The organism is Paraglaciecola chathamensis S18K6 (assembly GCA_000314955.1).
Classification (GTDB): domain Bacteria; phylum Pseudomonadota; class Gammaproteobacteria; order Enterobacterales; family Alteromonadaceae; genus Paraglaciecola; species Paraglaciecola chathamensis.
The window spans coordinates 66,460-91,766 of sequence record BAEM01000043.1; the positions used below are offsets into that span (position 1 = coordinate 66,460).

19 protein-coding genes are annotated in these 25,307 nt (G+C 45.0%); 9 read left to right on the top strand and 10 right to left on the bottom strand.

All coding sequences use genetic code 11. The features are described 5' to 3' along the window. The first annotated feature begins 13 nt into the window (after positions 1-13). Positions 14-1,222, top strand: coding sequence for a NupC/NupG family nucleoside CNT transporter (locus tag GCHA_RS16465; RefSeq protein WP_007990249.1), 1,209 nt, complete (start codon positions 14-16; stop codon positions 1,220-1,222). A 75-nt stretch (positions 1,223-1,297) separates the two neighbouring features. Then, positions 1,298-2,137: a 2OG-Fe(II) oxygenase family protein gene (locus GCHA_RS16470; RefSeq protein ID WP_007990251.1), complete on the top strand. Its 840-nt coding sequence runs from the start codon at positions 1,298-1,300 to the stop codon at positions 2,135-2,137. Between the two features lie 78 nt (positions 2,138-2,215). Here GCHA_RS16470 and GCHA_RS16475 read toward each other — a convergent pair whose 3' ends face one another. The 7 genes from GCHA_RS16475 to GCHA_RS16505 form a co-directional block, all read right to left on the bottom strand. Further along, the gene (locus GCHA_RS16475; RefSeq protein ID WP_007990253.1) at positions 2,216-3,388 is read right to left on the bottom strand and encodes a tetratricopeptide repeat protein; all 1,173 of its coding nucleotides are present in this window, start codon (positions 3,386-3,388) and stop codon (positions 2,216-2,218) included. A gap of 131 nt (positions 3,389-3,519) precedes the next feature. Beyond that, on the bottom strand, positions 3,520-4,194 hold the full coding sequence (locus GCHA_RS16480) for a 3'-5' exonuclease (RefSeq protein ID WP_007990254.1): 675 nt from the start codon (positions 4,192-4,194) through the stop codon (positions 3,520-3,522). 29 nt (positions 4,195-4,223) lie between these two features. Next, positions 4,224-6,059, bottom strand: coding sequence for a DUF294 nucleotidyltransferase-like domain-containing protein (locus tag GCHA_RS16485; protein ID WP_007990256.1), 1,836 nt, complete (start codon positions 6,057-6,059; stop codon positions 4,224-4,226). Between the two features lie 178 nt (positions 6,060-6,237). Then, the gene (locus GCHA_RS16490) at positions 6,238-8,055 is read right to left on the bottom strand and encodes a putative bifunctional diguanylate cyclase/phosphodiesterase (RefSeq protein WP_007990257.1); all 1,818 of its coding nucleotides are present in this window, start codon (positions 8,053-8,055) and stop codon (positions 6,238-6,240) included. A gap of 32 nt (positions 8,056-8,087) precedes the next feature. Continuing rightward, entirely contained in the window at positions 8,088-9,230 is a 1,143-nt protein-coding gene (locus GCHA_RS16495; protein ID WP_007990259.1) for an FIST signal transduction protein, read from the bottom strand. 204 nt (positions 9,231-9,434) lie between these two features. Beyond that, positions 9,435-11,156: a sodium:solute symporter family protein gene (locus tag GCHA_RS16500; RefSeq protein ID WP_007990261.1), complete on the bottom strand. Its 1,722-nt coding sequence runs from the start codon at positions 11,154-11,156 to the stop codon at positions 9,435-9,437. 10 nt (positions 11,157-11,166) lie between these two features. Next, complete coding sequence (locus GCHA_RS16505) at positions 11,167-11,433, bottom strand: DUF4212 domain-containing protein (RefSeq protein ID WP_007990262.1); 267 nt, start codon at positions 11,431-11,433, stop codon at positions 11,167-11,169. 174 nt (positions 11,434-11,607) lie between these two features. On the opposite strand from GCHA_RS16505, the gene GCHA_RS16510 reads away from it, so the two are divergent. Continuing rightward, a complete protein-coding gene (locus GCHA_RS16510) occupies positions 11,608-15,045 on the top strand; it encodes a PAS domain-containing hybrid sensor histidine kinase/response regulator (protein WP_007990264.1) in 3,438 nt (1,145 codons plus the stop codon). Here the strand turns inward: GCHA_RS16510 and GCHA_RS16515 are convergent. Then, positions 14,993-15,652, bottom strand: coding sequence for a response regulator transcription factor (locus tag GCHA_RS16515; RefSeq protein WP_013752836.1), 660 nt, complete (start codon positions 15,650-15,652; stop codon positions 14,993-14,995). The two genes, GCHA_RS16510 and GCHA_RS16515, sit on opposite strands and share 53 nt — an antisense overlap. A 41-nt stretch (positions 15,653-15,693) precedes the next feature. Further along, positions 15,694-17,634 carry an acetate--CoA ligase gene (acs, locus tag GCHA_RS16520; RefSeq protein ID WP_007990265.1) on the bottom strand — a complete coding sequence of 647 codons (1,941 nt, stop codon included), beginning with the start codon at positions 17,632-17,634 and terminating at the stop codon, positions 15,694-15,696. A 322-nt stretch (positions 17,635-17,956) separates the two neighbouring features. On the opposite strand from acs, the gene GCHA_RS16525 reads away from it, so the two are divergent. From GCHA_RS16525 to GCHA_RS16550, 5 genes are all read left to right on the top strand, one after another. Next, positions 17,957-19,135, top strand: coding sequence for a DcaP family trimeric outer membrane transporter (locus tag GCHA_RS16525; protein ID WP_153810719.1), 1,179 nt, complete (start codon positions 17,957-17,959; stop codon positions 19,133-19,135). A gap of 219 nt (positions 19,136-19,354) precedes the next feature. After that, positions 19,355-20,062 (top strand): 5'-methylthioadenosine/adenosylhomocysteine nucleosidase, encoded by a 708-nt coding sequence (locus GCHA_RS16535; RefSeq protein ID WP_007990271.1) that lies wholly within the window; start codon positions 19,355-19,357, stop codon positions 20,060-20,062. An 8-nt stretch (positions 20,063-20,070) separates the two neighbouring features. Further along, complete coding sequence (locus tag GCHA_RS16540) at positions 20,071-21,036, top strand: cobalamin biosynthesis protein CobD/CbiB (protein WP_007990273.1); 966 nt, start codon at positions 20,071-20,073, stop codon at positions 21,034-21,036. Positions 21,037-21,525: 489 nt separating this feature from the next. Continuing rightward, complete coding sequence (locus GCHA_RS16545) at positions 21,526-21,969, top strand: hypothetical protein (protein ID WP_007990277.1); 444 nt, start codon at positions 21,526-21,528, stop codon at positions 21,967-21,969. 71 nt (positions 21,970-22,040) lie between these two features. Continuing rightward, positions 22,041-22,457, top strand: a complete 417-nt coding sequence (locus GCHA_RS16550; RefSeq protein WP_007990278.1) for a DUF2721 domain-containing protein — start codon at positions 22,041-22,043, stop codon at positions 22,455-22,457. Between the two features lie 48 nt (positions 22,458-22,505). Here GCHA_RS16550 and tyrS read toward each other — a convergent pair whose 3' ends face one another. Beyond that, a complete protein-coding gene (gene tyrS / locus GCHA_RS16555) occupies positions 22,506-23,705 on the bottom strand; it encodes a tyrosine--tRNA ligase (protein WP_007990280.1) in 1,200 nt (399 codons plus the stop codon). 210 nt (positions 23,706-23,915) lie between these two features. On the opposite strand from tyrS, the gene GCHA_RS16560 reads away from it, so the two are divergent. Then, on the top strand, positions 23,916-25,214 hold the full coding sequence (locus GCHA_RS16560; RefSeq protein ID WP_007990282.1) for a peptidoglycan DD-metalloendopeptidase family protein: 1,299 nt from the start codon (positions 23,916-23,918) through the stop codon (positions 25,212-25,214). The last annotated feature ends 93 nt before the right edge of the window (positions 25,215-25,307 follow it).

Here is a 25,307-nt window from a genome sequence, read left to right on the forward strand (position 1 = left end):
TTGAGGAATTAGAATGGTCAGCTTGATCGGCATTGCAGTTCTGTTCATTCTTGCGATACTGCTCTCTGCGCATCGCAAATCGATAAACTGGCGCACCGTGGGTGGTGCATTTGCCATTCAAGCGCTAATTGGCGCGCTCGTTCTTTATTTCCCGCCAGGGAAGGATTTTCTGTTAGGCCTCACCGTCTATGTGAAGAATATCATTGAATACAGCCAGCAAGGCATAGACTTCATATTCGGCCAATTGGGGAATAAGTCCCTCGGCTTTATCTTTGCGTTTAACGTACTGCCAGTCATTGTATTTTTCTCTTCATTAATCTCGGTGTTATATCACATCGGTATCATGTCTTGGATTATTCGCTTAATTGGCGGCTTCTTACAGTTTGCGTTAAAAACAAGTCGCCCCGAGTCGATGTCGGCTGCTGCGAATATATTTGTGGGTCAAACCGAAGCACCTCTTGTCGTTAAACCTTTCATACCGCACATGACCCGTTCAGAACTATTCGCCATCATGGTAGGCGGCTTGGCTTCTATTGCTGGTTCAGTCATGGCGGGGTATGCAGGTATGGGCGTTGAAATTAAATATTTGTTAGCGGCCAGTTTTATGGCAGCGCCCGGTGGTTTGCTAATGGCTAAAATCATCATGCCTGAGACCCAAGAAGTTAAAAACGAACTAACCGAGATCAATAACGAAGAAGATAAATACGCTAACATCTTTGACGCAGCGGCCAGTGGGGCCGCGTCAGGAATGCAGCTCGCATTAAATGTTGGTGCTATGTTACTCGCCTTTATTGCGCTTATTGCCTTGCTCAATGGCTTAATTGGGTGGGTTGGTGCGTTAGCTGGATTCGAGAACTTAAGCTTCGAAGTTATTCTAGGTTATGTATTTCAACCTCTTGCTTGGGCTTTAGGGGTGCCGTGGGACGAAGCTAATCTAGCCGGCAGTTTTATCGGACAAAAAATGGTAGTTAACGAGTTTGTTGCCTACGTAGATTTTTTAAAGTATCAAGCGGATTTATCTCCGGGAACCCAAGCGATTGTTATTTTCTCATTATGTGGCTTTGCTAATTTTTCATCCATCGCGATACTTATGGGTGGCATTGGTGCACTTGCTCCTGGCAGACGCAAAGAAATAGCACAATTAGGGTTAAAAGCGGTTTTAGCGGCGACGTTAGCGAACCTAATGAGTGCCGCATTAGCAGGCTTATATTTAAGCTTGTAAACCAACAAGAATAAAAGGAATGAATGCCAAGGTGGGCAATCCATTCACACGACACGACTGACAGGAAAGAATATTATGCAATTGCTCGCCGTCGACTATAAAGCGCCAGACGCGGACAAAAAGTTCGTTGAATCATTACGTCAAACTGGATTCGGTGTTCTTAAAAATCATCCGATTGAACAATCATCGGTGACCAGTATCTATGAGAACTGGCAGGCCTTTTTCAATACTGACGATAAACTTCACTACGCTTTTGATAACCAAAGCCATGACGGATTTTTTTCAACCAAAGTATCTGAAACGGCAAAGGGATTTAAAAAGAAAGATATTAAAGAATACTTTCATTACTATCCATGGGGAAAATGCCCTCCTGATTTAAAGCAAGAGCTACAGGATTATTACCAAGCAGCGAATGATTTAGCATCTGAACTACTCGGCTGGGTTGAAAAATATTCTCCTGCTGAGATAGCCGCAAATTACAGTGAACCACTTTCTGGCATGGCTGTAGATAGCGACCAAACACTTTTGCGCGTTTTACACTACCCGCCTATTACTGGCAGCGAAGAGCCCGATGCCATCCGTGCGGCAGCCCATGAAGATATTAACCTACTCACGATTCTGCCCTCAGCAAACGAACCAGGCTTGCAAGTAAAAGGGACTGGGGATGAATGGATCGATGTCCCTTGTGACTTCGGCACTCTGATCGTGAATATCGGTGATATGCTGCAAGAGGCGTCTGGTGGTTACTTCCCGTCGACCTCTCATCGCGTAATCAATCCTAAAGGCGCGGACCAAAGTAAGTCGCGTATCTCGTTGCCGTTGTTTTTACACCCTCGCCCTGAAGTTGTATTGTCAGAGCGCCATACGGCGAAAACATACCTAGCTGAACGCCTACGTGAACTAGGCGTAGCATAGCCTTAATCGGCATATCGTCAATAAAAAACCCACCTGCCTAGGTGGGTTTTCCGTTTACTCGCCATGTGCAGCTTATAATCAGATCCGCGACAACAAGTCCAACTTTCCTTGATACAACTCTTTTTCTTGCAGGTTCTTAGTCGTACGTTTTGCCTTTTTCAAGTAGCGCTCTGTTTGAGATACCTCTCCGAGGGCATGATAGGTTTTAGCCAATGCATAAAAGATTTCATGGCGGCCCTTGTCAATGGCCAGTGCACGGGTAAAGTGTGTCAACGCAGATTGAAGATCCCCTTGGTCAAATTCCCTTCTGCCTAAGTCTAAATGGTAAAAAGGGTTTCTTAAACGTTTGCTTTCTACCCGCGCGAGAATTTCATTCGCCTGATCAAGTCGATTTGAGTAGGTATATAGATACGCTAAATTCTCCCATGCGGTCAAGTTATCAGGAGAAGAGGCCAGCGCGCGTAAATACACCCGCTCTGACAAATCATATTGCTTTGATACCCGATATAAAAATCCGAGGTTCACTAACGCCGAGTCAAAGTCAGGCTGAACTTGTAGCGCCGCCGAGAAATATGCATACGCCGTATCCCTATCATTATTTATCAAAGCATCAGCGCCTTTATTGTTATAAAACATCGCAATAACCTGTTGCTTCGATAAGGTCTTTTTAGGGAAGTGCTGCCTTAACGTTTGTGGATCAAAATCTATTTGATAACCCCGTTTATAAAAATAAAATGAATTCGCACTACGCTGTTTTGGCACTATTTCTAAATTAATATGCCCATTTAGCAGACTCACTCCTTCACGACGTGTCCAATATTCTGGAATCTGTATATCTTGAAACTTAACCCCTAAATCAGCTTCATTGGCTAAGGCGTAGGTCATAATTGATAGCGACAAACAATTCGCTGCGCGATTGTGAAAGGTTTCATTGGCAGTTGTGTTTGCATCACCTCGATAAAGTAAATCGAAGTTTAGGCGTTTAAAAATACTGCGCGCTAGGGTCTCCGTTCGCTCGATAGGATCTTTTATGTGTCCCACAGTTTGCTGAACGTATCTGCGAGCGTTTTTATCTAAACGGAAAATCTCTTTTTCCGATTCGACCGCGATGCCTTTAGCGCCTGGAAATAAATTGTCTTGTAAAATAGGGCCAGAAACATGTTTAACGGTCGGGGCTGATTGACAAGCTGTTAAGCTAAATAAAAACAGTAGAGTTAACCAGAATGTATGCTGCTTTGTCATATTATTCACGATACTTCTCCTCTTTGCTTCACCTACAAATTTAGTTAAAAAGTAGGTTTTTCGCTATAACAAAGTGAGAAATAAAGTAACAAATAATTAACAACAAGATAACAAACTGCTTTTCCCTTGGTGGCAGCCCGTTATTCTGTATTTGCTGCAAAGACTTCGATGGCATCTGTAACCACCAGACTTTTCAATGTGTCGCTATTTTTAGGGGCAAACTTTTGAATTTGCGCAAACAACAATTCCAATGTCGCCATCGCATCATCCAACGCGTTGTGGGCAGGCACTGCTGGCAAGTTATAACGCGCCCTACAGACGGGTAAAACGACGGCGTTTGGCGGAGGCGGACGTAGATTTTTGGTCAGTTGATACAAGCCAAAGCGCAATGTATCTAAGGTCACCACTGTGGGTAGGGGAATGTTTAACTTCTTGAATACGCCATTCAAAACAGTCATGTCTAAACCGGTACAATGAAATACCCATACGTGGCTACTGGCATACTTTACTAACGCTTCGAGCGCAACGCGCACCGGTTGGCCTTGAGCAATATCTTCAGCCGTTAAGCCATGAATTACCGGGCTTTGATTTAAAGAAGCGGTAGTCGATACCACTTGATAGAAGCAGCTTTGCAGTTCGATTTGTTTTCCCTTTCCTTCCACCCAGCCAATCGACAATATTCTGGTCGCGCTCAAATCTAAAGAAGTAAGCTCTAAATCGATACACAGAAAAGGGATCTCTGCTAAGGGCATGTTGAGCCATTTTTCGGGTATATTGGCCTTGGGCGCCCACCACTTTTTAAGTTTTTCCAGCATGGCTATTCTTTATCTCGAAACACGTGCATTTACCCTAACCCACCAGCAAACTTGAATATGGCGGCCTGTTGCGTGCGGCGAATAACGCGCATCGCTTCTTTTAGCTGATACTTCTCGATAGACGACAAATCACTAATTGAAACATAATTATCTGTCACTTTATTCTGAATTTGATGGCGCCAACGCAAACGGTTCAATAACAACCAAATATCTCGCAAGTTTTTGACGTCTTTACTGGATAATCCTGAATGCGATAGCAAGCCATCGAGACGCTGTGGAATCGATGGCATCGTTAAGCCGTTTGCCAAAGAATAAATACGCACTAAATTATTAATAATTGCCACGCCGCTGTTCTTTAAATCAATACAGTCTTTTTTGGCTAAGCCTTTCTTATAGACAAACTTTTGAAACATGGATAAAGGTACATGCCCGTCACTAGCATGGCGCGTTAACGCTGCGATAAAACGAGATTGTCTGAGAAGCTCCTTACGCTCTAAATGCAACTGAGAAAGCAAAAAGCGATTTCCTGCCACTGCACGCACATCAAGAAATATATTGCAGTTTAATATAGCCTCAGGACTTGGCTCTCTTACCCAGCTTTGGGCTTGTTGTACCGCTTGGGCGACCGACATACGCAATGCCGGGTTACTGGCCATAATGTTACCCGTGCACAGTTTAATACCGCATTTATCTAACCCCCTGCACACATACTCAGCCATGCCGGCAAAATACTCAGACTGTTGCTCAGTAGGCTCAGTTGCATATAACAACCCGTTGTCTTGATCTGAGCCCATCGTTTGGTCTTCTCGTGCCTGCGAACCGTACACTAACCAGCAAAACTCCATGGGTGCTTCCCCATTTTGCTGCTGGTAAAAACCAATTAATTTGCGGGTCATAATGTCTGTCGCTTGAGACAGCACCTTGCCGGCAATGTCAAAGTCGCCCAGTCGTTTGGCATGTTTCGAAAAGTAATGGGGAAGCTGCCAAGAAAGCCGCGTTAATTCATACAAGGAAGGAGCTTTAGTCAGCTCATTAATAACGAATAATACATTCCCTCTTTGGTGACGGATCATGTCACTGGCGGTAAGCATTCCCAAGGGTACGCCGGTATTTTTATCGACAACCGGTAAATGATGTACATTGTGCTCAGTCATCACGCATAAGGCATCAAATAGCGTACGTTGATCGTGAATCTTCACCGGGTCCTGAGTCATGATTTCGCTTACAGCCAGATTTACATCCGTCTGCTGGGCGACCACTCGATTACGAATATCCCTGTCAGTTAAGATCCCAACCAACGCTTGATTATCAGTGATCACAAGTGACGAAACGCTGCTGTGCGACATTTTTTGCACACCTTGCAAAATACTGCTCTTAATATCTTCGCTGACTACCCCGTCAGAAATCACTTCTCGAATGGGTTTGTACAGCCACATCGATTTTGAATCATCGACCTGTTCGCTGTAAATCTGTTCTGACGTGTAGTTGCGAAAAAAGACTTCAATGCTAGGGTGGCTCTTGGCACTGTGAGTAAAACTCTTTTTAGGAATGCAATATACTAAGCCTGGGCTGTCGACCGTAATAGTGATGGCGTTCGGTTGCTTTTGCCAAAGGTTATCGCAGCCAAAATAATCCCCATCACTCACATGGCGCTCTGCCTCAGCTGAGTCTTTGACAGAATATTGCCCATTGTAGATAAGAAACAAGCCGCCTTGTTGCTGCTTTAAGATGTTTGCGACATCTTCTTGGCTAAAATACGCTACCGTAATCGTCTCAGCTAACGCATTTAATTCGTGCTCGTCAAGTACGTCAAAGGGAGCAGAATCACGCAAAAACTCTAAGATATGCTGAGGGATATGATTCATTTCAACTCCAAAAATAAAAGGCCGACAGTGAGCACTTCTCACCTGAATAGTCGTATTCTAATGAAATGCATTAAAGACAAATAGTGCGCGACGGTGAATTTGAACAAAGCGCATTGTGTTTAACAAGAAAATTCTTATGGGCTATTACAAATCATTTAGCCGCGAGGCGTTAGCCTGACTACCCAAGCGTATTAACCAAACCAATCCTTGATAGAGGTTTATAAAAGTGGAACCCTTGAATGGCGGCAACATCCTTTTTATGAAAATACGCGTATTCTTCGGGCGTTTCTAACCCCTCTACAACACACTCTAACGAAAAATGTTGAGAGATATAAATTATCGCTTCGACAATAACTTGGTTGTCAGTACTTTGGTCTATTTTTGACACGAAACTCCGATCTATTTTTACAGACTTAAGCGGTAAACGGTGTAAATAAGAAAGTGAGGAATACCCGCTGCCAAAGTCATCCAGCATAAAAAATAACTCATGGGCAATTAGCGCTTTCATAATACTGATGGCACTGGTGATATTCTCCATCGCGACGCCTTCGGTTATTTCCAAACGCAAATAGGAATGAGGGAAGCTAAATTCTTCTATTATTTCCAGCAGTTGTTCAACAAAATGAGGTTGGCTAAACTGACGTGGGCTAATATTAATACTGATATAGCGCAATGTCCCTTGCTCGAACCAATCGAGATGTTGAGTAATTAATTCACACGTTTGGCGCAAGACCCATTGGCCGATGTCCACAATCAAACCACACTCTTCTGCAACGGGAATAAAATCCTGCGGCCCAACCCAGCCTAACTTAGCATCGTGCCAGCGCAGCAAAGCCTCAGCGGCGACCACCTCTCCCGCCACATTTACCATAGGCTGGAAATACAACTCAAAGGCGTCTTCACGCAGTGCCACATGAAGACGTTGCTCAACCTCTGAGCGAAAAGCCGACATAATTTGTAATTCTTGACGGTAAAACAGATAGCCATTTCGACTAGTATGCTTAATTTTGTACATAGCAACATCTGCGTGTTTCACGAGTTGCTTAGCTTGCTCGGCTATCGTTTTCTTAACGTTCAATTCTGGAGAGGGGAACAAAGCGATACCAATGCTAAAACTAGTAAACACTGCACAGTGCGCTAGCTCAATACTGTCTCGGGTGATCCCAAGCATTTTTTCCGCCACTTTTGTGGCCTTAGCCACCGCACTTTGTTCTGTCGGGCCTATATCGCTAAGCAGTAAAATAAACTCGTCGCCGCCTACTCGCGCTAGCGTATCATCGCGGCGAACACAGCCTTTCAACTTACTTGTGATATTGATAAGCAGTTCATCACCAACAGAATGGCCTAACGTATCGTTTATTAATTTAAATCTATCCAAGTCGATAAAAAATACCGCCCCATATTGACCGTGATCTTCAGCGTTGGTCAATAGACTCTGAAGGTTGATATTGAGCATTTTTCGATTCGGTAAGCCAGTCAATACATCTTGGTAGGTTTGCATCCTAAGCTGCTCTTCAACAGCCTTTCGATTGCTAATTTCGTCAACCAAATTCTGATGCTCTAAACATGCTTGGCAACTCACAGCTAAGCGTCTAAACAAAGGTAATAACGCATTAATAACTATGTCATCAATGGGCGTAAACTTGCGCTCAAAGCTAATCGCCCCAAATTTAGGGATCTTAAAAAAATAATAAAAATTATCGCCGCGCTGACGGCAAATATTTGTTAGCTCTCGCTGAATAAAATCGTAAACCTGCTCACTTAACCAATCATTTGTATCATCTAAACGGTGGTCATAAGGGTAACACAGCAAATCTGAATCATTCTTTGAACGAGGCGCTTCTTTAAATACGACGGCACTGCGCAAGCTCAAGCGTTTTTTAGCGCGCTCGAGGAATAGCTGAAGCATGTTATCAAGGTTAAGATCAAGCCCAATACTCATGGCGAGCTCATGCTGAATAGAGATAATCTGTAACGTGCGGCTCATCTCACTCATTCACGGCTCCAAACATTGAGATAAACTGTCATTCATGTTGCATCCTGACTCTGGGCTTGCGCTAATGCAGCAACAGCCGTTTTATTGTGCAAACTCAATATACCGCTTTGATCCAATTCTATTTCCCCTAACACCAACGCCCCTACGGTACGATACGGTTGGGCTATTTCGCGATCGATTAAATCTAGCTCTTTGGCAAATTCATCCTGTAGAAACAATTGCCTGCTTACACAATCAAATAAAAAGCAATCACTCACTTGGTGTGTGTCACAGAATGCTGAAACCGCTTTTCGTACTGCGCCTGTTGCAGCGAGTATCAACTTATCAGCGTCACCGCACATTATGTATAGCATGGTGTTCTCAGGCACATCGCCTGCACAAATAAGCCCTGTCCCTTCTACTTTGAGGGGGTCACGAATCAGCACCGAATCGTCCAACCTTGCTAAACCAAAAGGAAACGTTTTGGCTATGTCAAAGAAGTCATGCTCATCGAAATGCAATTCACTATGCTCTTGAACTACCCGCTTGTATAGCTGCGCCGCGGGTTCAAAATTTAACTCCAATATACAGTTGTCATCTGTGCTATTAGCCAAGTACGGACCTGCCATGACCTCCCAACCATGACCTACAGCCAAATCCCATCGTGTCGACATTTCCACTAAAATCATGGCATCTTGATGCACGCCAGCAGCAGAGAAAAGACAGGGCTGAGGGGTAAACTCTAGTGTTCCGGCACCTCCTCCAAATACAGAGCAACTTTCTGGTACAAAACGCAAAACGTGCTGAAGATAGGCATCTATTTGTCTTGAGAGGGCATCGGTCAATATCATGACAGAGTTGACCGAGCTTGGCATAGGGATAAGATTTGACGAAAAAGGCGAGGATGTTGATACATTCTCTACAACGGAAACTTGAATATTACTCACGAAACCCGCGACTAAGATCCCGCTTGGCTCAAAACGTGAATCAATAATCAGGCCTGGGAAGACGCCCCCAAATATAGGGACGTCTAGGCCGTTGATACATTGCTTAAAATCGCGTCCCCAGGATGCAGCTTGTGCACTGCACAAGATCATGATCCCTTTTGGCTTTGAGAGCATCAATTTAGCAATGCTGTCCGTTAATGCATCTACTGAAACTTCCGGTGTAAATTGCACATCGCTAAAAACTGCCATCCATTTTCCTGCCAATTTAACGAAGACGTTAAATGTTTGATATGCAGACAATATTAGCTAAAAACGTTTAAATTACCAGCACTGTGCCCGTCCATTTTATGCGTTAACTGACAAAAAATAAAAAAGCGCCCAACCGATGGACGCTTTAGTATTATATGGTTATTTCAATTCCGTTAGTTTAACCAATAGGACTGTGTCGGACGGTTAATGTGCAGAAGCCTCTCCCGCTCCTTTTGGATAGCGAATGTCTTCCACCAGTTGCTGTATCTCTGCCGGTGCTTCTTTACTCATCTTAAACACCACTAAAGCTACGGCAAAATTAACCAACATACCTATGGCACCGATCCCCTCAGGTGAAACGCCAAACCACCAGTTCTGTGATACATTTGCAGCAGGGTTAATGAATTTGAAATAAATAATATAGGCAGCAGTAAACCCAATCCCTGCCAGCATGCCTGATATAGCGCCTTTGTCGTTCATTCGCTTCATGAATATTCCCATAATAATGGCAGGGAAGAATGACGAGGCCGCTAGGCCGAACGCAAACGCCACCACCTGTGCAACAAACCCCGGCGGATTAACCCCAAAATAGCCTGCGATAACGATGGCAATCCCCGCTGCTAAGCGTGCATAGAACAGCTCTTTTCTATCAGATATGTCGGGCATCAGATTGCGCTTCAGTAAGTCATGCGAGACAGAGGTAGAAATCACTAGCAGTAAACCAGCAGAGGTAGACAGAGCGGCAGCAATTCCACCCGCAGCGACCAGCGCGATAACCCAAGCGGGTAAGTTAGCAATTTCTGGGTTCGCCATGACCATGATGTCTCGGTCAACGTGCATCTCATTTCGCTCATCACCCGAATAAAACATTTTGCCGTCTTGGTTTTTGTCATCCCAACTGATTAAACCGGTTTTTTCCCAGTTGGTTATCCAACTCGGCGCTTCGCTGTATGGTGTGCCTGTAGGAGCTTGTTCGCTCACTGTCGGCCCATTGATAGTTTCTATCATGTTCACTCGAGCAAATGCTGCAATAGAAGGCGCTGTGGTGTACAAAATAGCGATAAACAACAACGCCCAACCGGCACTCTTACGGGCGTCACGTACTTTCGGCACCGTAAAGAAACGCACAATCACGTGAGGCAGTCCTGCTGTACCCACCATTAGCGCTGCTGTGATACAAAATACGTCGAACGTGCCTTTCGTGCCGGATGTATACTCGTTAAACCCGAGTTGTGTAGATAACCCGTCGAGCTTTTCGAGCAAATACACACCCGACCCATCAGCTAAGCTCGCACCGAAACCAGTTTGCGGTAACACATGCCCTGTCACCATGATCGAAATAAACACCGCAGGCACCAAGTAGGCAAAGATTAACACGCAATACTGAGCAACCTGGGTATAGGTGATGCCCTTCATGCCGCCCAATACGGTATAGAAAAAGACAATCGCCATACCAATTACAACGCCAGTGACTATGTCTACTTCAAGAAAGCGGCTAAACACCACCCCCACTCCGCGCATTTGCCCCGCCACATAGGTAAAGCAAACAAAGATGGCGCAAATCACGGCGACCGTGCGCGCTGTCTGAGAGTAATAACGATCACCGATAAAATCAGGCACAGTGAATTTACCAAATTTACGTAGGTAGGGCGCAAGGCAAAGTGCGAGTAACACGTAACCCCCTGTCCAACCCAGCAAATAAACCGCGCCGTCATAACCCATAAAGGAAATAAGCCCCGCCATGGAAATAAACGACGCAGCTGACATCCAATCTGCGGCGGTTGCCATGCCATTTGCAATGGGGTGAACACCACCACCAGCAACATAAAATTCCTGTGTTGAACCGGCTCGAGCCCAAACAGCGATGGCGATATACAAGGCGAAAGAAGCACCCACAATTAAAAACGTAAGTAATTGAACATCCATTTTAGTGCTCCTATTCTTCGTCAACGCCGTAGCGTTTATCGAGTTGATTCATTTTGTACATGTAGATAAATATCAACGCGACAAAAACGTAAATTGCGCCTTGTTGCGCAAACCAAAAGCCCAATTTAAAGCCGAATAGTTGTATTTGATTGAGTAAGTCGACCAATAAAATACCGAACCCAAAAGACACCACAAACCAAATCAGTAGTAGCTTTGTCATCAGAGCGAGGTTTTCCCGCCAGTATGCTTTTTTGTCTTCTTCATTCTTAAATGCCATCTTGTTTTCCACCCAAGGTTAATAAGATGTAAATCACTTTAAGCTTATGTTTAACAAGACGGAATGAGACCATGGTCTTACGGCTGCAATAAACTAGGGTGATTGTGCTACAGTCCATGTAAATCAGTGCCTTAAGAGGCATAATAAAGACAGCATCGTGCAACAGGAATCGTTATGGCGTTAGGTTGGTTATTATTAGCCATTGTCTATTTGATGGGATTATTTTGGTTAGCGAAATGGGGTGATGGCAACAATGCCCTAGCCAAACGCTTTAGTTCACATCCAGCAATTTACTCTCTAGCACTGGCGATTTACTGTACCGCCTGGACGTTTTTTGGTTCGGTAGGCGAGGCTTCCCGCGATAACTGGGATTACCTCCCCATATTCCTCGGGCCAATGCTGCTGTATTTATTTGGTTATCGGTTCTTACGTAAACTCATCGCAGTAAGTAAACGACAACATATTACTACCATCGCGGATTTTATTTCCTCTCGCTATGGCAAACGCCAAACTATCGCACTGCTGGTTACGCTGATTGCGTTACTTGCCATAGTTCCCTATGTGGCACTGCAACTAAAAGCAATTGGCTCGGCATTTCTAATGGTCACAGGGCAGACTCACGCAGAATTGATTGTGCTTGGGGCAACGACCTTTATTGCGCTGTTTTCCATTTATTTTGGCACCCAACATGCCGACGTAACTGAATATCGTCGCGGATTAATGCTGGCCATATCCTTTGAATCAGTCATTAAATTGTGTGCATTAATCGCCGTCGCAAGCTTTGGTTACTTTGCCTATTCACAACACACCAACACGCCATTGTTACATAAGTTTGCCAGTGCTGATGCCCTTGGCAATATCTGGTCATTTTCGTTTATCGCGCAAACGTTAATGGCCGCTGGCGCTGTGGTTTGCTTACCCCGCCAATTTCATGTTGCCATTGTAGACAACCTTAAGCTGAGCCACCTAAAAACCGCTCGCTGGCTATTTCCCTTGTACCTACTGTGCATTGCCATACTGATCCCGATCATTTCTGCCGCTGGTGATGACATGTTTCGTTATACAAACCAAGAGCCGGATACCTACGTATTGGGAATGGCCATGGGCAGCGGCAGCATGTTGCTCCAAGTGCTGGTTTTTGTCGGGGGGCTGTCCGCCGCCACAGCGATGATCATCGTCGCGACGTTAACGCTAAGCACCATGCTAACCAATGACGTTATACTGCCCAATTTATTAGCTGAACATCGCGGTGCTGGTGTGCCCCCTAACTTCACCAAACGCATTCTCCTTATCCGACGCTTAGTGATCTCAGCGATTCTGTTTCTGGCGTATATCTATTACCAACAAATGACCGACAGTCGCACACTCGCTTCCATTGGCTTAATTGCGTTTTCATTAGTCATTCAGTTATTGCCCGCTATCGTCGGCGGTTTATATTGGAAACGCGGCCATGCGCAAGGCGTATATGCAGGGCTAATGGTGGGTATTGGCTCATGGATTTTATGGCTGATGTTGCCCTTGTTCAATGACGCTGGGCAGAATTTACTCCTAAATGACACCATCAACACAGTCGCTATATACAGTTTGCTGGCTAACGCATTGGCTTATGTCTTGTTCTCATATGTAGCAGAAGTACGCTTAATCGATCGTATTCAAGCGGAAGCATTTGTCACCACGACTGACGAAAAAAGCAAGCAGCATAATATTCTGCTCGCGCAAACAAGCGTTGGCGATTTACAAACCTTGCTAAGCACTTTTCTAGGAGAGAAGCGCTGCAAGCAACTACTCAGTGACTACCAACAACGTAATGGCCAAATTCTTAACCCTGGGGAATCTGCCACTGAAGAATTTGTACTTTTTAGTGAACGAGCTTTAGGGGGAGTCATTGGCGCTTCATCTGCAAAAGCCCTAGTCGATAGCGCCATTAACGGCAAAAAGTTAAATTTTGAAGAAGTCGTTAATTTCTTTGATGACACTACCCAAGCGATTCAATTCAATATGAGTGCGCTGGTTGCCTCCTTAGAAAGTCTAGAACAAGGAATAAGCGTTATTGATCGAGACCTAAACCTCGTTGCATGGAACAAAAGCTATCTTGCGCTTTTCAGCTATCCGGCAAATATGGTTCGTGTCGGACGCCCAGTAGAAGATTTGGTTAGATACAATGCCCAGCGCGGTGAGTGCGGTGCTGGCGAGGTTGAAAATTTAGTGCAAAAGCGTCTGGAACATATGCGCAAAGGTACCAGCCATCGTTTCTTGCGCCAACGCAGTGATGGTAGAACCTTAGAAATGGTCGGTACACCTTTACCTGGTGGCGGCTTTGTTACCAGCTTTAATGACGTCACTGAACACATTGAAACCCAGCATGCCCTAAAAGAAGCCAATATCGACTTAGAAAACCGGATACAAAAACGAGCGCAAGAAGTGCAAACCATTAATGCTGAATTGCGCTTAGAAATACAACGCCGTGCGCAAGCAGAAACCCAATTGGTCAGTGCAAGAAAAGCAGCTGAACAAGCAAATGCCAGTAAAACTCGTTTCTTAGCATTGGCCAGTCACGACATTTTGCAGCCCCTAAACGCAGCCAAGCTCTATTTGGGTGCTTTAGAAGAAACGGTTTTAAACGACGATACTCGACACACCTTAGGTAAGCTATCTAATAGCATTCACGCCAGCGAAGCCTTGATCGCCACCCTGTTAGACATTGCGCGAATAGACCAAGGCGAACTTAAAGCAGAATATAGCGCAACCCATGTACCCGAGGTGCTGCAACCTCTTATCACCGAGTTTGAACTCACCGCAGAGCACAAAGGCTTACAGCTTCGCTCACACATTGCTGATGTATGGGTAAAAACTGATCGTACTTATCTTTACCGCATCATGCAGAATTTCCTTTCCAATGCACTGAAGTACACCCAGCAGGGGGGTGTTTTGGTTGCTGTGCGCCAAAAAGAACAAGGTGTACTATTCGAAGTGTTTGACACGGGCTCTGGCATCGAGCCTGATCAAGTGAATAAGATATTCGGTGACTTTTATCGTATCTCTGGCAATGAGCAACAGGGAGTAGGTCTAGGCTTAGGGGTGGTAAAACGTTTGGCGGCCATATTAGATGCCAACCTACAAGTGAGTTCTCGACTAAATCGCGGTAGCCGATTCAGTATCCTGCTGCCAGCGTGTGATCCAGTTGTCAGCAAACCATCATTCAAGCTCAATAAAGTGGGCTTTCATGACTTAAAAGTCTTGTGTGTTGACGATCAACGTCAAAACCTAGATGCACTGCAATCTTTGTTGGTTAAATGGAAAGTCACTGTACATTGTGAACAAACCCCAAAAGGCGCTATAGCGTCCTTAGGGCATTTTATTCCTGATGTGATCCTGATGGATTTTCAGCTAAGCAGCGATATAGATGGGCTTGAATTAATTGACCAGTTGCGCGAGCGTATTTCACATATTACGCCAAATAATGTACCTGCTATATTGATCACCGCCAACATTGAGCCTGAACTGATAGAAAATTGTAAAAAACAGGGCTGTGGATATTTAGCTAAACCTGTAAAACCGGCTAAGTTGCGGGCGTCGCTGCAGGCGGCTCAAGCTGAAGCTGTGAGGCAATAAGGACTGCTTGGGTGCGGTTATTGATTTGTAGCTTCTTAAAGATAGCCGTCACATGTGCTTTTACTGTGGCGGTAGCGATATCAAGGTTGTAGGCGATTTGCTTATTCAATAAGCCATCACGCATGTAGCACAATACCTTATATTGAGCAGGCGTTAAGCTAGCGACTTTGTCAGCGAGCTCAGCAAATTCGTTGTCTAACTCCACTTCGTCACTGGCATATCCTTGTGGCAACCAAATATCGCCTTCAAGCATGCTGGTCACGGCTTGGGCTATCTGCGCTGCGCCTGTGGTTTTGGGGACAAAACCCAAGGCCCCTAAATTAATCACTTTGGTGATAATGGTTGGTTCTTCCAAACCGGATACCACTGCCACGGGTAACTCTGGGAAAAGTTTACGGATATGGATTAAGCCAAATAAGTCACCGCTGCCCGGCATATGCAAGTCGAGCAGCAGCAAGTCAATGTCTTTATGTTCTTCTAATAAGGCTACGGTTTGCATTAAATCAGCCGCTTCTAATAGTGACAAATCACTAAAAGACAGAGTTAAAGCACCGCGTAAAGCATCGCGGTACAAAGGGTGATCATCAGCAACCAGTAGCGTTATCATATTGAAGCCATTTTCACACTTATTTCCAAGTGTGTCTCCATTTAGCGATTCAAGCGCTGCTCAATCAATGTGTCTACTACACCGGGATCAGCTAGCGTTGATGTATCACCGAGTTGCTCATATTCATTTGCGGCGATCTTACGTAAGATACGACGCATAATCTTACCTGAGCGAGTCTTAGGTAAACCAGACGACCATTGTATCAAATCAGGCGTAGCAATTGGACTAAGTTCTTTACGTACCCAATTAGACACCTCTTTAGTCAGCTCTTCGTTTACCTCAACACCTTCATTGGGCATGATATAAACATAAATACCCTGGCCTTTAAGGTCATGGGGATAACCCACCACCGCTGCCTCTGCAACAGCGTGATGAGACACTAACGCGCTTTCAATTTCAGCTGTGCCTAAGCGATGACCAGAAACATTCAGTACGTCATCTACACGGCCTGTGATCCAGAAATAATCATCTTCATCACGGCGCGCGCCATCACCGGTGCAGTAGGTGCCTGGGTAGGTGGTAAAGTAGGTTTGTACAAAGCGCTCATGATCACCATAAACGGTGCGCGCTTGTCCCGGCCAGCTGTCAGTAATAATCAAGTTTCCGTCAGTGGCACCGTGTAATTCATTGCCTTGTCCGTCAACAAGGGCGGGTTGTACACCAAAAAACGGATGACTAGCTGCGCCTGGCTTCATTGCCGTAACACTAGGCAATGGCGTTATCATCGCGCCACCAGTTTCCGTTTGCCACCATGTATCCACAACCGGACAACGAGACTGACCAACTGTGGTGTAATACCAATGCCACGCTTCAGGATTAATCGGCTCCCCAACAGATCCTAGCAAACGCAAAGATTCGCCGCTTATTCCTTCGACTGGGAAATCTCCGTGGGCCATTAATGCTCGAATAGCGGTAGGCGCGGTATACAAAATATTGACCTTATGCTTATCAACTATTTGCCCAATGCGGCGCACGTCTGGGTAAGTTGGCACGCCTTCAAACATAACGCTCGTTGCGCCATTGGCAAGGGGCCCATAAACGATATAACTATGTCCTGTGACCCAACCAACATCCGCTGCACACCAGTAAATATCCCCCGGCTTGTAATCAAATACGTATTTGTGGGTGATTGACGCCCATAGCAGGTAGCCACCTGTAGTATGCACAACCCCTTTCGGTTGACCTGTTGAGCCAGAGGTATACAAAATAAAGAGCGGGTCTTCAGCGTTCATTACCTCTGGCGGGCAATCAGTGCTGCACTGTGCTGTGAGCTCATCCCAGCAAACATCGTTTTTACCCCAGTCGACATCATTGCCAGTATGTTTATACACCACGACATGCTCCATACTCGGGCAATCGTGTTCAGCCAATGCACTATCAACATTCGCTTTTAAGGGGATTTGCTTGCCTGCTCTTAATCCTTCATCAGCGGTCATCAACACTTTTGCCTGGCAATTGTTCACCCGATCGGCAATTGCATTAGGTGAAAAGCCACCAAATATCACTGTGTGCACTGCGCCAATTCTGGCGCAGGCTAACATGGCGTAAACAGCTTGAGGGATCATCGGCATATAAATCGCTACACGATCACCTTTGCCAACACCTAGTTTGCGTAAGCCGTTGGCTATTTTAGCGACTTCATCGTGCAAGCGGTGGTAAGTGATAATGTCATGAGAATGCGGGTCATCGCCTTCCCAGATGAACGCCGTTACATGTCCGCGTGTTGCTAGGTGACGGTCAATGCAATTGTACGTCACGTTTAACTCACCATCTTCGAACCACTTAATGCTGACATTATGGGCGTCAAATGAGGTGTTTTTAATTTTAGTCGGTGCAGTTACCCAATCTAGGGACTTCGCTTGCTCTGCCCAAAACGTTTCGGGATCTTCCACTGACTGTGCATACATGCGTGCATAGTCTTGTGGTGTAAGGTGGCTTTGCTCTTTAGCGCGTGCTGGAACAGGATAAATTTGTTGCGACATAATGACTCCAAAACTGAAAACACAAATGAGAATATTGAGCACTGTACTCGTAAGAACGTAAACCGGAATGAGACCTTGGTCTTATCCCCTACTTACAAATAGCCAAACAAAATACTACAAGCCTCGAAACTATTTAACAATCTCCCTGTTTGCCGCCTAGATAAACCAAGACTTTGCTAAACATAGAGTCTCGTTACTTACGCGCAAAAAAATGTGTTTTATGCGCGTAAGACTCAGGTCTTATAGACCATGAGCTTATGGCGAGCTTTCAAGTCCTACGCCACAGTAATTGCCGTTTTGAACCATCACAATGGAAATCATCATGGCACATACTCAGACATTCATTCGATACGCACTCACTGGGCTAGCAAGCGTAGCATTGGCCACCCACTTCAATCTCCAAGCAAACCCATTGGACAAGACAACGTTCAGTTTTAGTGGTTATGTTAAGGCGGATGCCATGGTGAGTCAGTATAGCGACGGAACATTAGCCTCAGGCAGTATTGGGCGAGACTTTTATATACCAAGCTTGACGCCTACGGGAGGAGAAAAAGAAAGTGCTCAATTTGATGCACATATCAAACAATCGCGTTTTCGCTTTACGACCAATACATTGCTCAGTAACGAACAAACAATAACAGGCGTGCTTGAATTCGATTTTCATACCACGCCCGATGGCAATGAACGTATCAGTAATTCCTACGAGCCAAGAATAAGACATGCATTTTTAAAATATAACAATTGGCTGATTGGGCAAACTTGGTCAACGTTTCAAGATGTTAAAACCTTACCCGAATCAGTGGATTTTATTGGTGTGACCGACGGTACGATATTCGCTCGCCAAACGATGATCAGATACACCTCAGGTGCGTTCGAAGTTGCACTGGAAAACCCCGAAACCACAGTAACCCCCTTTGGGGGAAGCGGTCGAATTGTGGCTGATGACAACTCAGTGCCAGATTTAGCCGCCCGCTACACCCTAAATCAACCATGGGGGCATGTTGCTATCGCGGGTCTTGTGCGTCAATTAGCGTATGTAGATAAACAAGATGGCAATAACATTGATAGCGACGAAATCAGTTATGGGCTGAGCATCACCAGTAAAATTAACTTTGGCGAAGACGATTTACGTGTCATGGCCAATATCGGTAGAGGCCTAGGACGCTATATTGGTTTAAATGCCGTCAACAGTGCAGTGCTCAATGCCAATAACGAGCTAGAAAGCATAGACGTGCGCGGTTTTACGCTTGCCTATCGCCATTTCTGGGCCCCCCAGTGGCGCAGTACCTTCAGCTACGCCATGCTTAGCGCTGACAACGACACGGATTTAACCGGTTTAGGTGTTATCAAACAAACCTACAGCGCGCGAGCCAACCTTCTTTATTCCCCCGCCCCTGAACTCACCTTCGGCGCTGAATATGCCTATGCTCAGAAAACGTTAGAGTCTGACATTGATGGCGACTTGAGCCGACTGCAATTTTCCGCTAAGTACGCTTTTTAATGAATGTGTTTGCTGCGCAATCATATACGAGCGACAACTCCCAACGCGTCGTCTCGTTTTGCGCCATCATCTACTGATGGCGCTTTTTTAATTCTTTTTCTGGCACCTAGCAAGGCTTTATAACACCCTAGACTTGTCGATGATCTGGCGACACGCAGTTTCATCTTTGTGTTATCCGTAATAAACTGCACGCATAATTCAAATGAGATCCAAATACATATGAAAATTGCCATTTTAGGTGCCATGGATGAAGAGATTACCCTTCTTAAACAATCAATTACTGGGCTTGCTGAGCATCAACATGCTCATTTAACGCTCTACAGCGGTCAATTGAATGGCATGGATGTAGTACTGGTAAAATGTGGCATAGGCAAAGTGGCTGCTGCAGTTGCCACCACCATAATAGTCGACAAATTTTCCCCTGATTATGTGGTTAATACCGGTTCAGCCGGTGGCTTTGATCAGGCATTGAGCATTGGCGACGTAGTAATAGCCAACGAAGTTGTGCATCACGATGCTGATTTAACTCACTTTGGCTACGCACTAGGTCAATGCGCTGGAATGCCAGAGACTTACGTGTGCGATGCTACGCTTATCGAGGCAGCTGAAAAAGCCGCATCAACCTTAGGTGAAGTTAAAACCAAGCGTGGTCTTATTTGTACTGGTGATGCCTTTATTGGAAGTGACGAAGCTGCGGCTAAACTGCTCGCTGATTTTCCAGCCATTGCTGCAGCAGAAATGGAAGGTGTAGCCATAGGACAAACCTGTCACTTATTGAATGTTCCTTTCCTGGTCATTCGTTCGTTATCGGATATTGCAGGCAAAGCTTCAACCGTGTCGTTTCAAACCTACTTGGAGCAAGCAGCAAAACACTCTGCCCTGCTCGTTATGAATATGATCACTGTCTTGCAACAGGCATCTAAGTAACGGTCACCTTGGCGAGCTATATCGACGCGTTATTGTACTCACCAGCACTTCAGCCTATTTGGCTGCTGGGCGTGGTCATGCTAGTTGAAATGCTAATGAATTGGCCCGAGCACTATCACCCGCTTAGTTTCGCCAAACTGGTGGCGACAAGAATGGCTGATAAGGTGCATCCTTCAGCAGACAGAGCCGTTCTTCAACAGCGGATATCGGGTACGTTAGCGCCTCTGGTGCTCATTAGCCCAGTGGCAATCATACTGGCTATTTTTATCACCATGGCCGAGTTTCCTGTCTTTTTCGACGGTTTATTACTCCTCATCTCGTTGCAGTATCAAGGGGTATTGGCGCGGGCGAACAAAGTGAATTCGGCATTGGCACTGGGCAAAAAAACCTTAGCCCGGCAAATGCTAAACCCCATAGTGCTAAGGGAAACAGACTTACTCTCTGAGGTTGGGATCGTAAAAGCAACGATCGAAAGCACCTTGCTGCGCTTTCATCAGCAATACCTTTGCACCGCCCTAACCTTCCTGTTGTTCGGCCCAGTTGCCGCCTTATGTTTTCGCTTAGTCTATGAGTTTTCGCATTGTTGGAATACTAAACGTGACCGTTTCAGCTACTTTGGGCAACCTTGTGCCATGCTTTTGATGATAGTGCAGTGGCTACCTCTGCGTTTAACGTCATATTTGTATATTCTGTTGGGCAGCGTCCCAAGCGCCCTCAAAGCACAGGGCGAATTACCTCGCTCAAGCTCTACACATCAAACCTTGCTCGCGCTACACGGCGGTGCAATGGGTATCGAACTAAGTGGGCCTGCAATCTACGAGGGGGAGAAAAAACGTTCGATCAAGTGCGGGGGAAAACGCCAAGTGGGCTTGCTGGATATCAAACGAACACTGAACAATATTTCCATCGCTAAATTTGCATTTTGGGTTGTCAGCTTGTGCGTTGGGGTTGCTATCTATCGTCTTAGTCTCTAAAGGCCGCTTCGACTAGTTAGAAAAGTGTTTCGTTATACCATTCCACGTTAATAAGTGATGACTCAGCGAGAGTTTAAAAGGGCTTAAACAAGGCGCATGACTGAATGAATAGTTGTTCTCTTTCGAAGTCATGCAACGCAGTGTAAGCCCTTTTAAAACTCGCCTACAAGGAATGCCCCAGCGGCTTTTGCTCTGCGTTCTCACTATTTGAAAGGGAACAACCATTACTACATAGCGACGCCTTAATCAAAAACCGCTGGACGCATTCTGAGGCGGGCACTTATTAATGCGGATTGGTATTACACGTCAAAAGAGTATAAATCTTCACATCTACGTATAACTATGTACTCCAACGTGGTATATTATTTGCTCTACATAATTGGTACATTCAGCGCGTACAGCGTGTTTACAGCAAACCGCACTGACTAATAAGTATCTTAAATAAGTCTCTTGAATAAGCATCTTGAGCTGACATAATCTGAGTTGTATATGGCCCCCAAATTTTCATTCTCTACCGCTTCTGGCAGTTATTCCTTTGACGTTTCTGGCAACATAGTCATTTGCACGTTAAATGGTGCATGTTGTGATTTAATTGCCCAGCGATATGTTGCCACTCTGACTAACATAATTCATAGTTTTCAAGGCGAACCATGGGCTTACCTTGGCAATGCGCTATTGCACGAAGCCGCCACTCCTCAAGCTGAGGCCCATTTATTTCAAGCATACAGTAGGAGCCTGCAAAACAATTGTGTCGCTGATGCTTATTGTTTGATGTCGGCGGTGGGTATTTCACAGCTCAAGTCCATTCGCCATAAAGCAGGTATCACGTTGCCACTAAGCGAACGTATATTTTCGAGTGTGCCCTTAGCCATGGAGCAACTTAGCAAAGAGCTTGCTAAGCGCAGCAAGAAAAACGTCAGATTAGTAGGATAACCTCTGTTAGCCGAAATGCTAACTTGTGGCATAATGCCAGATTATTCATATGGCAAGAATACTGTTTCAATATGACGATTACCCTAACTACCCCAGCAATGCTCTTTCCAGCAATCTCTTTATTATTATTGGCCTACACCAACCGTTTCTTAACCTTAGCCAGTACCATTCGAAACCTTGACCCTACGCAGGATCAAGAGAACACACACGCCCAAATTAATAACTTACGCACACGTATTCAATTGATAAAACGCATGCAAGAGTTTGGCGCCTTCAGCTTTTTCTTGTGTGTCTTATCTATGTTAGCGATTTACGCAGAGTATCAAACGGTGGGCAGCACTATTTTTGCGGGCAGTTTAGTCTTGTTGCTGTATTCACTGGGATTATCAGTTAGAGAGATTAATATTTCGGTAGAAGCGCTGGACTTACACTTAAGTCACTTCAATTTAGATCGGAAGAAACGCAAGTCATCCCGGGAAAAAACCTAACACAATGCGGCTTATTCTGAGTCAGAACAAGCCACACTTTTGCAGTATTTAGCCTAGTGTTACTCTAGCAAACTTACGCTTACCCACTTGGAAGACAGCCTGCTCTAAGGAACGAAAAGTCGTTTTTTGATCCGCAACCTTTTCACCGTCCATTTTCACAGCACCTTGTTTAACCATGCGCATTGCTTCAGAGGTTGATGCAACTAACCCCGCTTCTTTTAGCAAGTTCGCCACAGCCATGCCTTCTTCACCTGCTTCAAACGTGAATTCTGGCATTTCATCTGGAATGGCATTTTTCTGGAAACGCTGAACAAATTCGTGATGCGCAGCATCAGCAGCGGCCTCATCATGAAAACGGGCAATAATTTCCTTCGCTAGCGCAATTTTGATGTCTCTGGGGTTCGTTCCCGCCGCGACTTGCTCTTTGTACTGAGCAATCTCTTCAATCGCTTTAAAGCTAAGCAAGTCGTAATAACGCCACATCAAATCATCAGAAATTGACATGATTTTACCAAACATGTCGCTGGGTGAATCTGTGATACCAATATAATTACCCAGTGATTTAGACATTTTTTGCACACCGTCTAACCCTTCAAGCAGAGGTGTCATCAATACCGTTTGCGGGCGTTGTCCCTGGCCTTTTTGCAATTCACGTCCCATCAATAAATTGAAACGTTGGTCGGTCCCCCCTAATTCAACATCTGATTTAAGGGCGACAGAATCCCAACCTTGTACCAGCGGATACAAAAATTCGTGAATGGCAATGGGCTGGCCATTTGCGTAACGTTTTTTAAAGTCATCACGCTCAAGCATACGGGCAACGGTTTGGCTGGATGCTAGCTTGATCATGCCTGATGCGCCTAACTCTTCCATCCACTCTGAGTTAAAACGTATGGTCGTCTTACTAGGGTCTAGTATTTTAAATACTTGCTCTTTATACGTTTCGGCGTTGGCCAATACATCTTCACGGGTCAATGGCTTACGAGTAACATTTTTACCAGTGGGATCGCCAATCATGCCGGTGAAGTCACCGATCAGGAAAATAACTTCATGTCCAAGCTTTTGAAAAGCCCGAAGTTTATTGATAAGTACGGTATGCCCAAGATGCAAGTCTGGAGCGGTAGGATCAAAGCCAGCTTTTATTTTTAACGGTTTGCCTTCTTTTAACTTGGCAATCAGCTCTTCTTCTAACAATATTTCTTCAGCACCGCGCTGAAGCTCAGCAAATGCGCTTTGCCAATCTGCCATTTTAAACCCTTACTAATGTGTTAACTCTAGAAATTTTAATCCGACATTTTACGTTGCAGCGCTTGGTATTGAAAGGCCGTATAAGGATTAATCAAAGGATTCTTACATTCTTACAATACTAAAAATGTATAAAAAACGACCTCCCCCTAGAAAATACACCTTAATCATTATATTCTGCACCCTTCAAAGTTGTATGAGTTGAATTTTCCTGTGGTACAAAAAGCCTTTTCACAATTACCTAAAGCACATAAATGGGCGGTTATTTCCCTCGCGTCTATTGTACTTATTCTAGCCTTGTTCCCATCGGATCGCGCCAGCGCATCGCGCAATACCGAAGCCGCGCTCCTCGAGATAGGCAAACGTTACGAGCTGCCTATCAGCACAGAACATTTGTCTACGGATAATCAAAGTGAACTAAGCGACGAACTTGAATGGAAGACTTTTCAAGTTAAACGAGGTGACACTTTAGCTAAAATATTCGCCCGTGCCGGCTTATCAGCCCGTGATACTTACAATGTCAGTAGCGCTGGTGATTTGGCCAAAAAGCTCCTTAAAATACGCCCCGGCCAGCTAGTGTCATTGCAGTTAGATGAGCATGGCGAATTTGCAGGGCTTGAATACGCATATTCAAATACTGAAACTTTGCTTATCAAGCCAAACGAAGCGGGAAAACTTGTATCCAGCGTAGATAAAAAAACCGTTGATACCCGTTTAAATTACGCCCAAGGCGAGATTAACAGTAGTTTTTGGAATGCAGGTGTAAAAGCCCATTTATCAGAAAGCCAAATTATGAGCTTAGCTGCAATTTTTGGTTGGGATATCGATTTTGCGTTAGAAATACGCCAAGGTGATAATTTTAACGTGGTTTTCGAAGAAAAATATATTGATGGCGAATTTGTTGAATATGGCGACATCGTTTCAGCAGAATTCACCAACGGTGGGAACACCTTCACCGCGATCCGTTACTCTGACGGGAATTACTATACCCCCGAAGGGCGAAGCATGCGCAAGAGTTTTTTACGCGCACCAGTGAGTTTCAAATACATCAGTTCTAGTTTTACAAAACGTCGCTTTCACCCAGTACAAAAACGTTGGAAAGCACACCGCGGCGTTGATTACGCAGCGAATCGCGGCACTCCGGTTATGGCGGCAGGTGACGGTAAAGTTATTCGTTCATCTTATGACAAATACAACGGTAACCACGTGTTTATTCAGCATGGCGAAAAGTACGTGACCAAATATTTACACTTTACTAAGCGCAAAGTAAAAGTCGGTCAAACGGTCAAGCAAGGCGATATAATTGGTACCGTTGGCTCTACAGGGTTAGCCTCTGGCCCGCATCTACACTATGAATTTTTAGTTGATGGCGTGCACCGCAACCCAAGAACCGTATCCTTGCCAAAAGCTTTGCCTATCGACAAAAAAGAGCGCAGCGCATTCGAGTTAGTTGCCAAAGAACAGCTTGAATTACTCAGCAACAGCAAGCGCATCATGTTGGCAATGAACTAATTGTACGCCCGTTGCCCAGCTGTCTGTGTAGTCAGCTGGGAGACAAAAAAATTAGTAGGTTCTCGCTGGCAACCGTACCCTTTCCTGGCCTAT

Bases quoted from the DNA above. Each gene is read 5' to 3' on its own strand.
- GCHA_RS16465 (WP_007990249.1), top strand. From the start codon at position 14: ATGGTCAGCTTGATCGGCATTGCAGTTCTGTTCATTCTTGCGATACTG.
- GCHA_RS16510 (WP_007990264.1), top strand. From the start codon at position 11,608: ATGGCGTTAGGTTGGTTATTATTAGCCATTGTCTATTTGATGGGATTA.
- GCHA_RS16480 (WP_007990254.1), bottom strand. From the start codon at position 4,194: ATGCTGGAAAAACTTAAAAAGTGGTGGGCGCCCAAGGCCAATATACCC.
- GCHA_RS16535 (WP_007990271.1), top strand. From the start codon at position 19,355: ATGAAAATTGCCATTTTAGGTGCCATGGATGAAGAGATTACCCTTCTT.
- GCHA_RS16470 (WP_007990251.1), top strand. From the start codon at position 1,298: ATGCAATTGCTCGCCGTCGACTATAAAGCGCCAGACGCGGACAAAAAG.
- GCHA_RS16525 (WP_153810719.1), top strand. From the start codon at position 17,957: ATGGCACATACTCAGACATTCATTCGATACGCACTCACTGGGCTAGCA.
- GCHA_RS16485 (WP_007990256.1), bottom strand. From the start codon at position 6,059: ATGAATCATATCCCTCAGCATATCTTAGAGTTTTTGCGTGATTCTGCT.
- GCHA_RS16505 (WP_007990262.1), bottom strand. From the start codon at position 11,433: ATGGCATTTAAGAATGAAGAAGACAAAAAAGCATACTGGCGGGAAAAC.
- GCHA_RS16490 (WP_007990257.1), bottom strand. From the start codon at position 8,055: ATGAGTGAGATGAGCCGCACGTTACAGATTATCTCTATTCAGCATGAG.
- GCHA_RS16545 (WP_007990277.1), top strand. From the start codon at position 21,526: ATGGCCCCCAAATTTTCATTCTCTACCGCTTCTGGCAGTTATTCCTTT.
- GCHA_RS16550 (WP_007990278.1), top strand. From the start codon at position 22,041: ATGACGATTACCCTAACTACCCCAGCAATGCTCTTTCCAGCAATCTCT.
- GCHA_RS16500 (WP_007990261.1), bottom strand. From the start codon at position 11,156: ATGGATGTTCAATTACTTACGTTTTTAATTGTGGGTGCTTCTTTCGCC.
- acs (WP_007990265.1), bottom strand. From the start codon at position 17,634: ATGTCGCAACAAATTTATCCTGTTCCAGCACGCGCTAAAGAGCAAAGC.
- tyrS (WP_007990280.1), bottom strand. From the start codon at position 23,705: ATGGCAGATTGGCAAAGCGCATTTGCTGAGCTTCAGCGCGGTGCTGAA.
- GCHA_RS16495 (WP_007990259.1), bottom strand. From the start codon at position 9,230: ATGGCAGTTTTTAGCGATGTGCAATTTACACCGGAAGTTTCAGTAGAT.
- GCHA_RS16515 (WP_013752836.1), bottom strand. From the start codon at position 15,652: ATGATAACGCTACTGGTTGCTGATGATCACCCTTTGTACCGCGATGCT.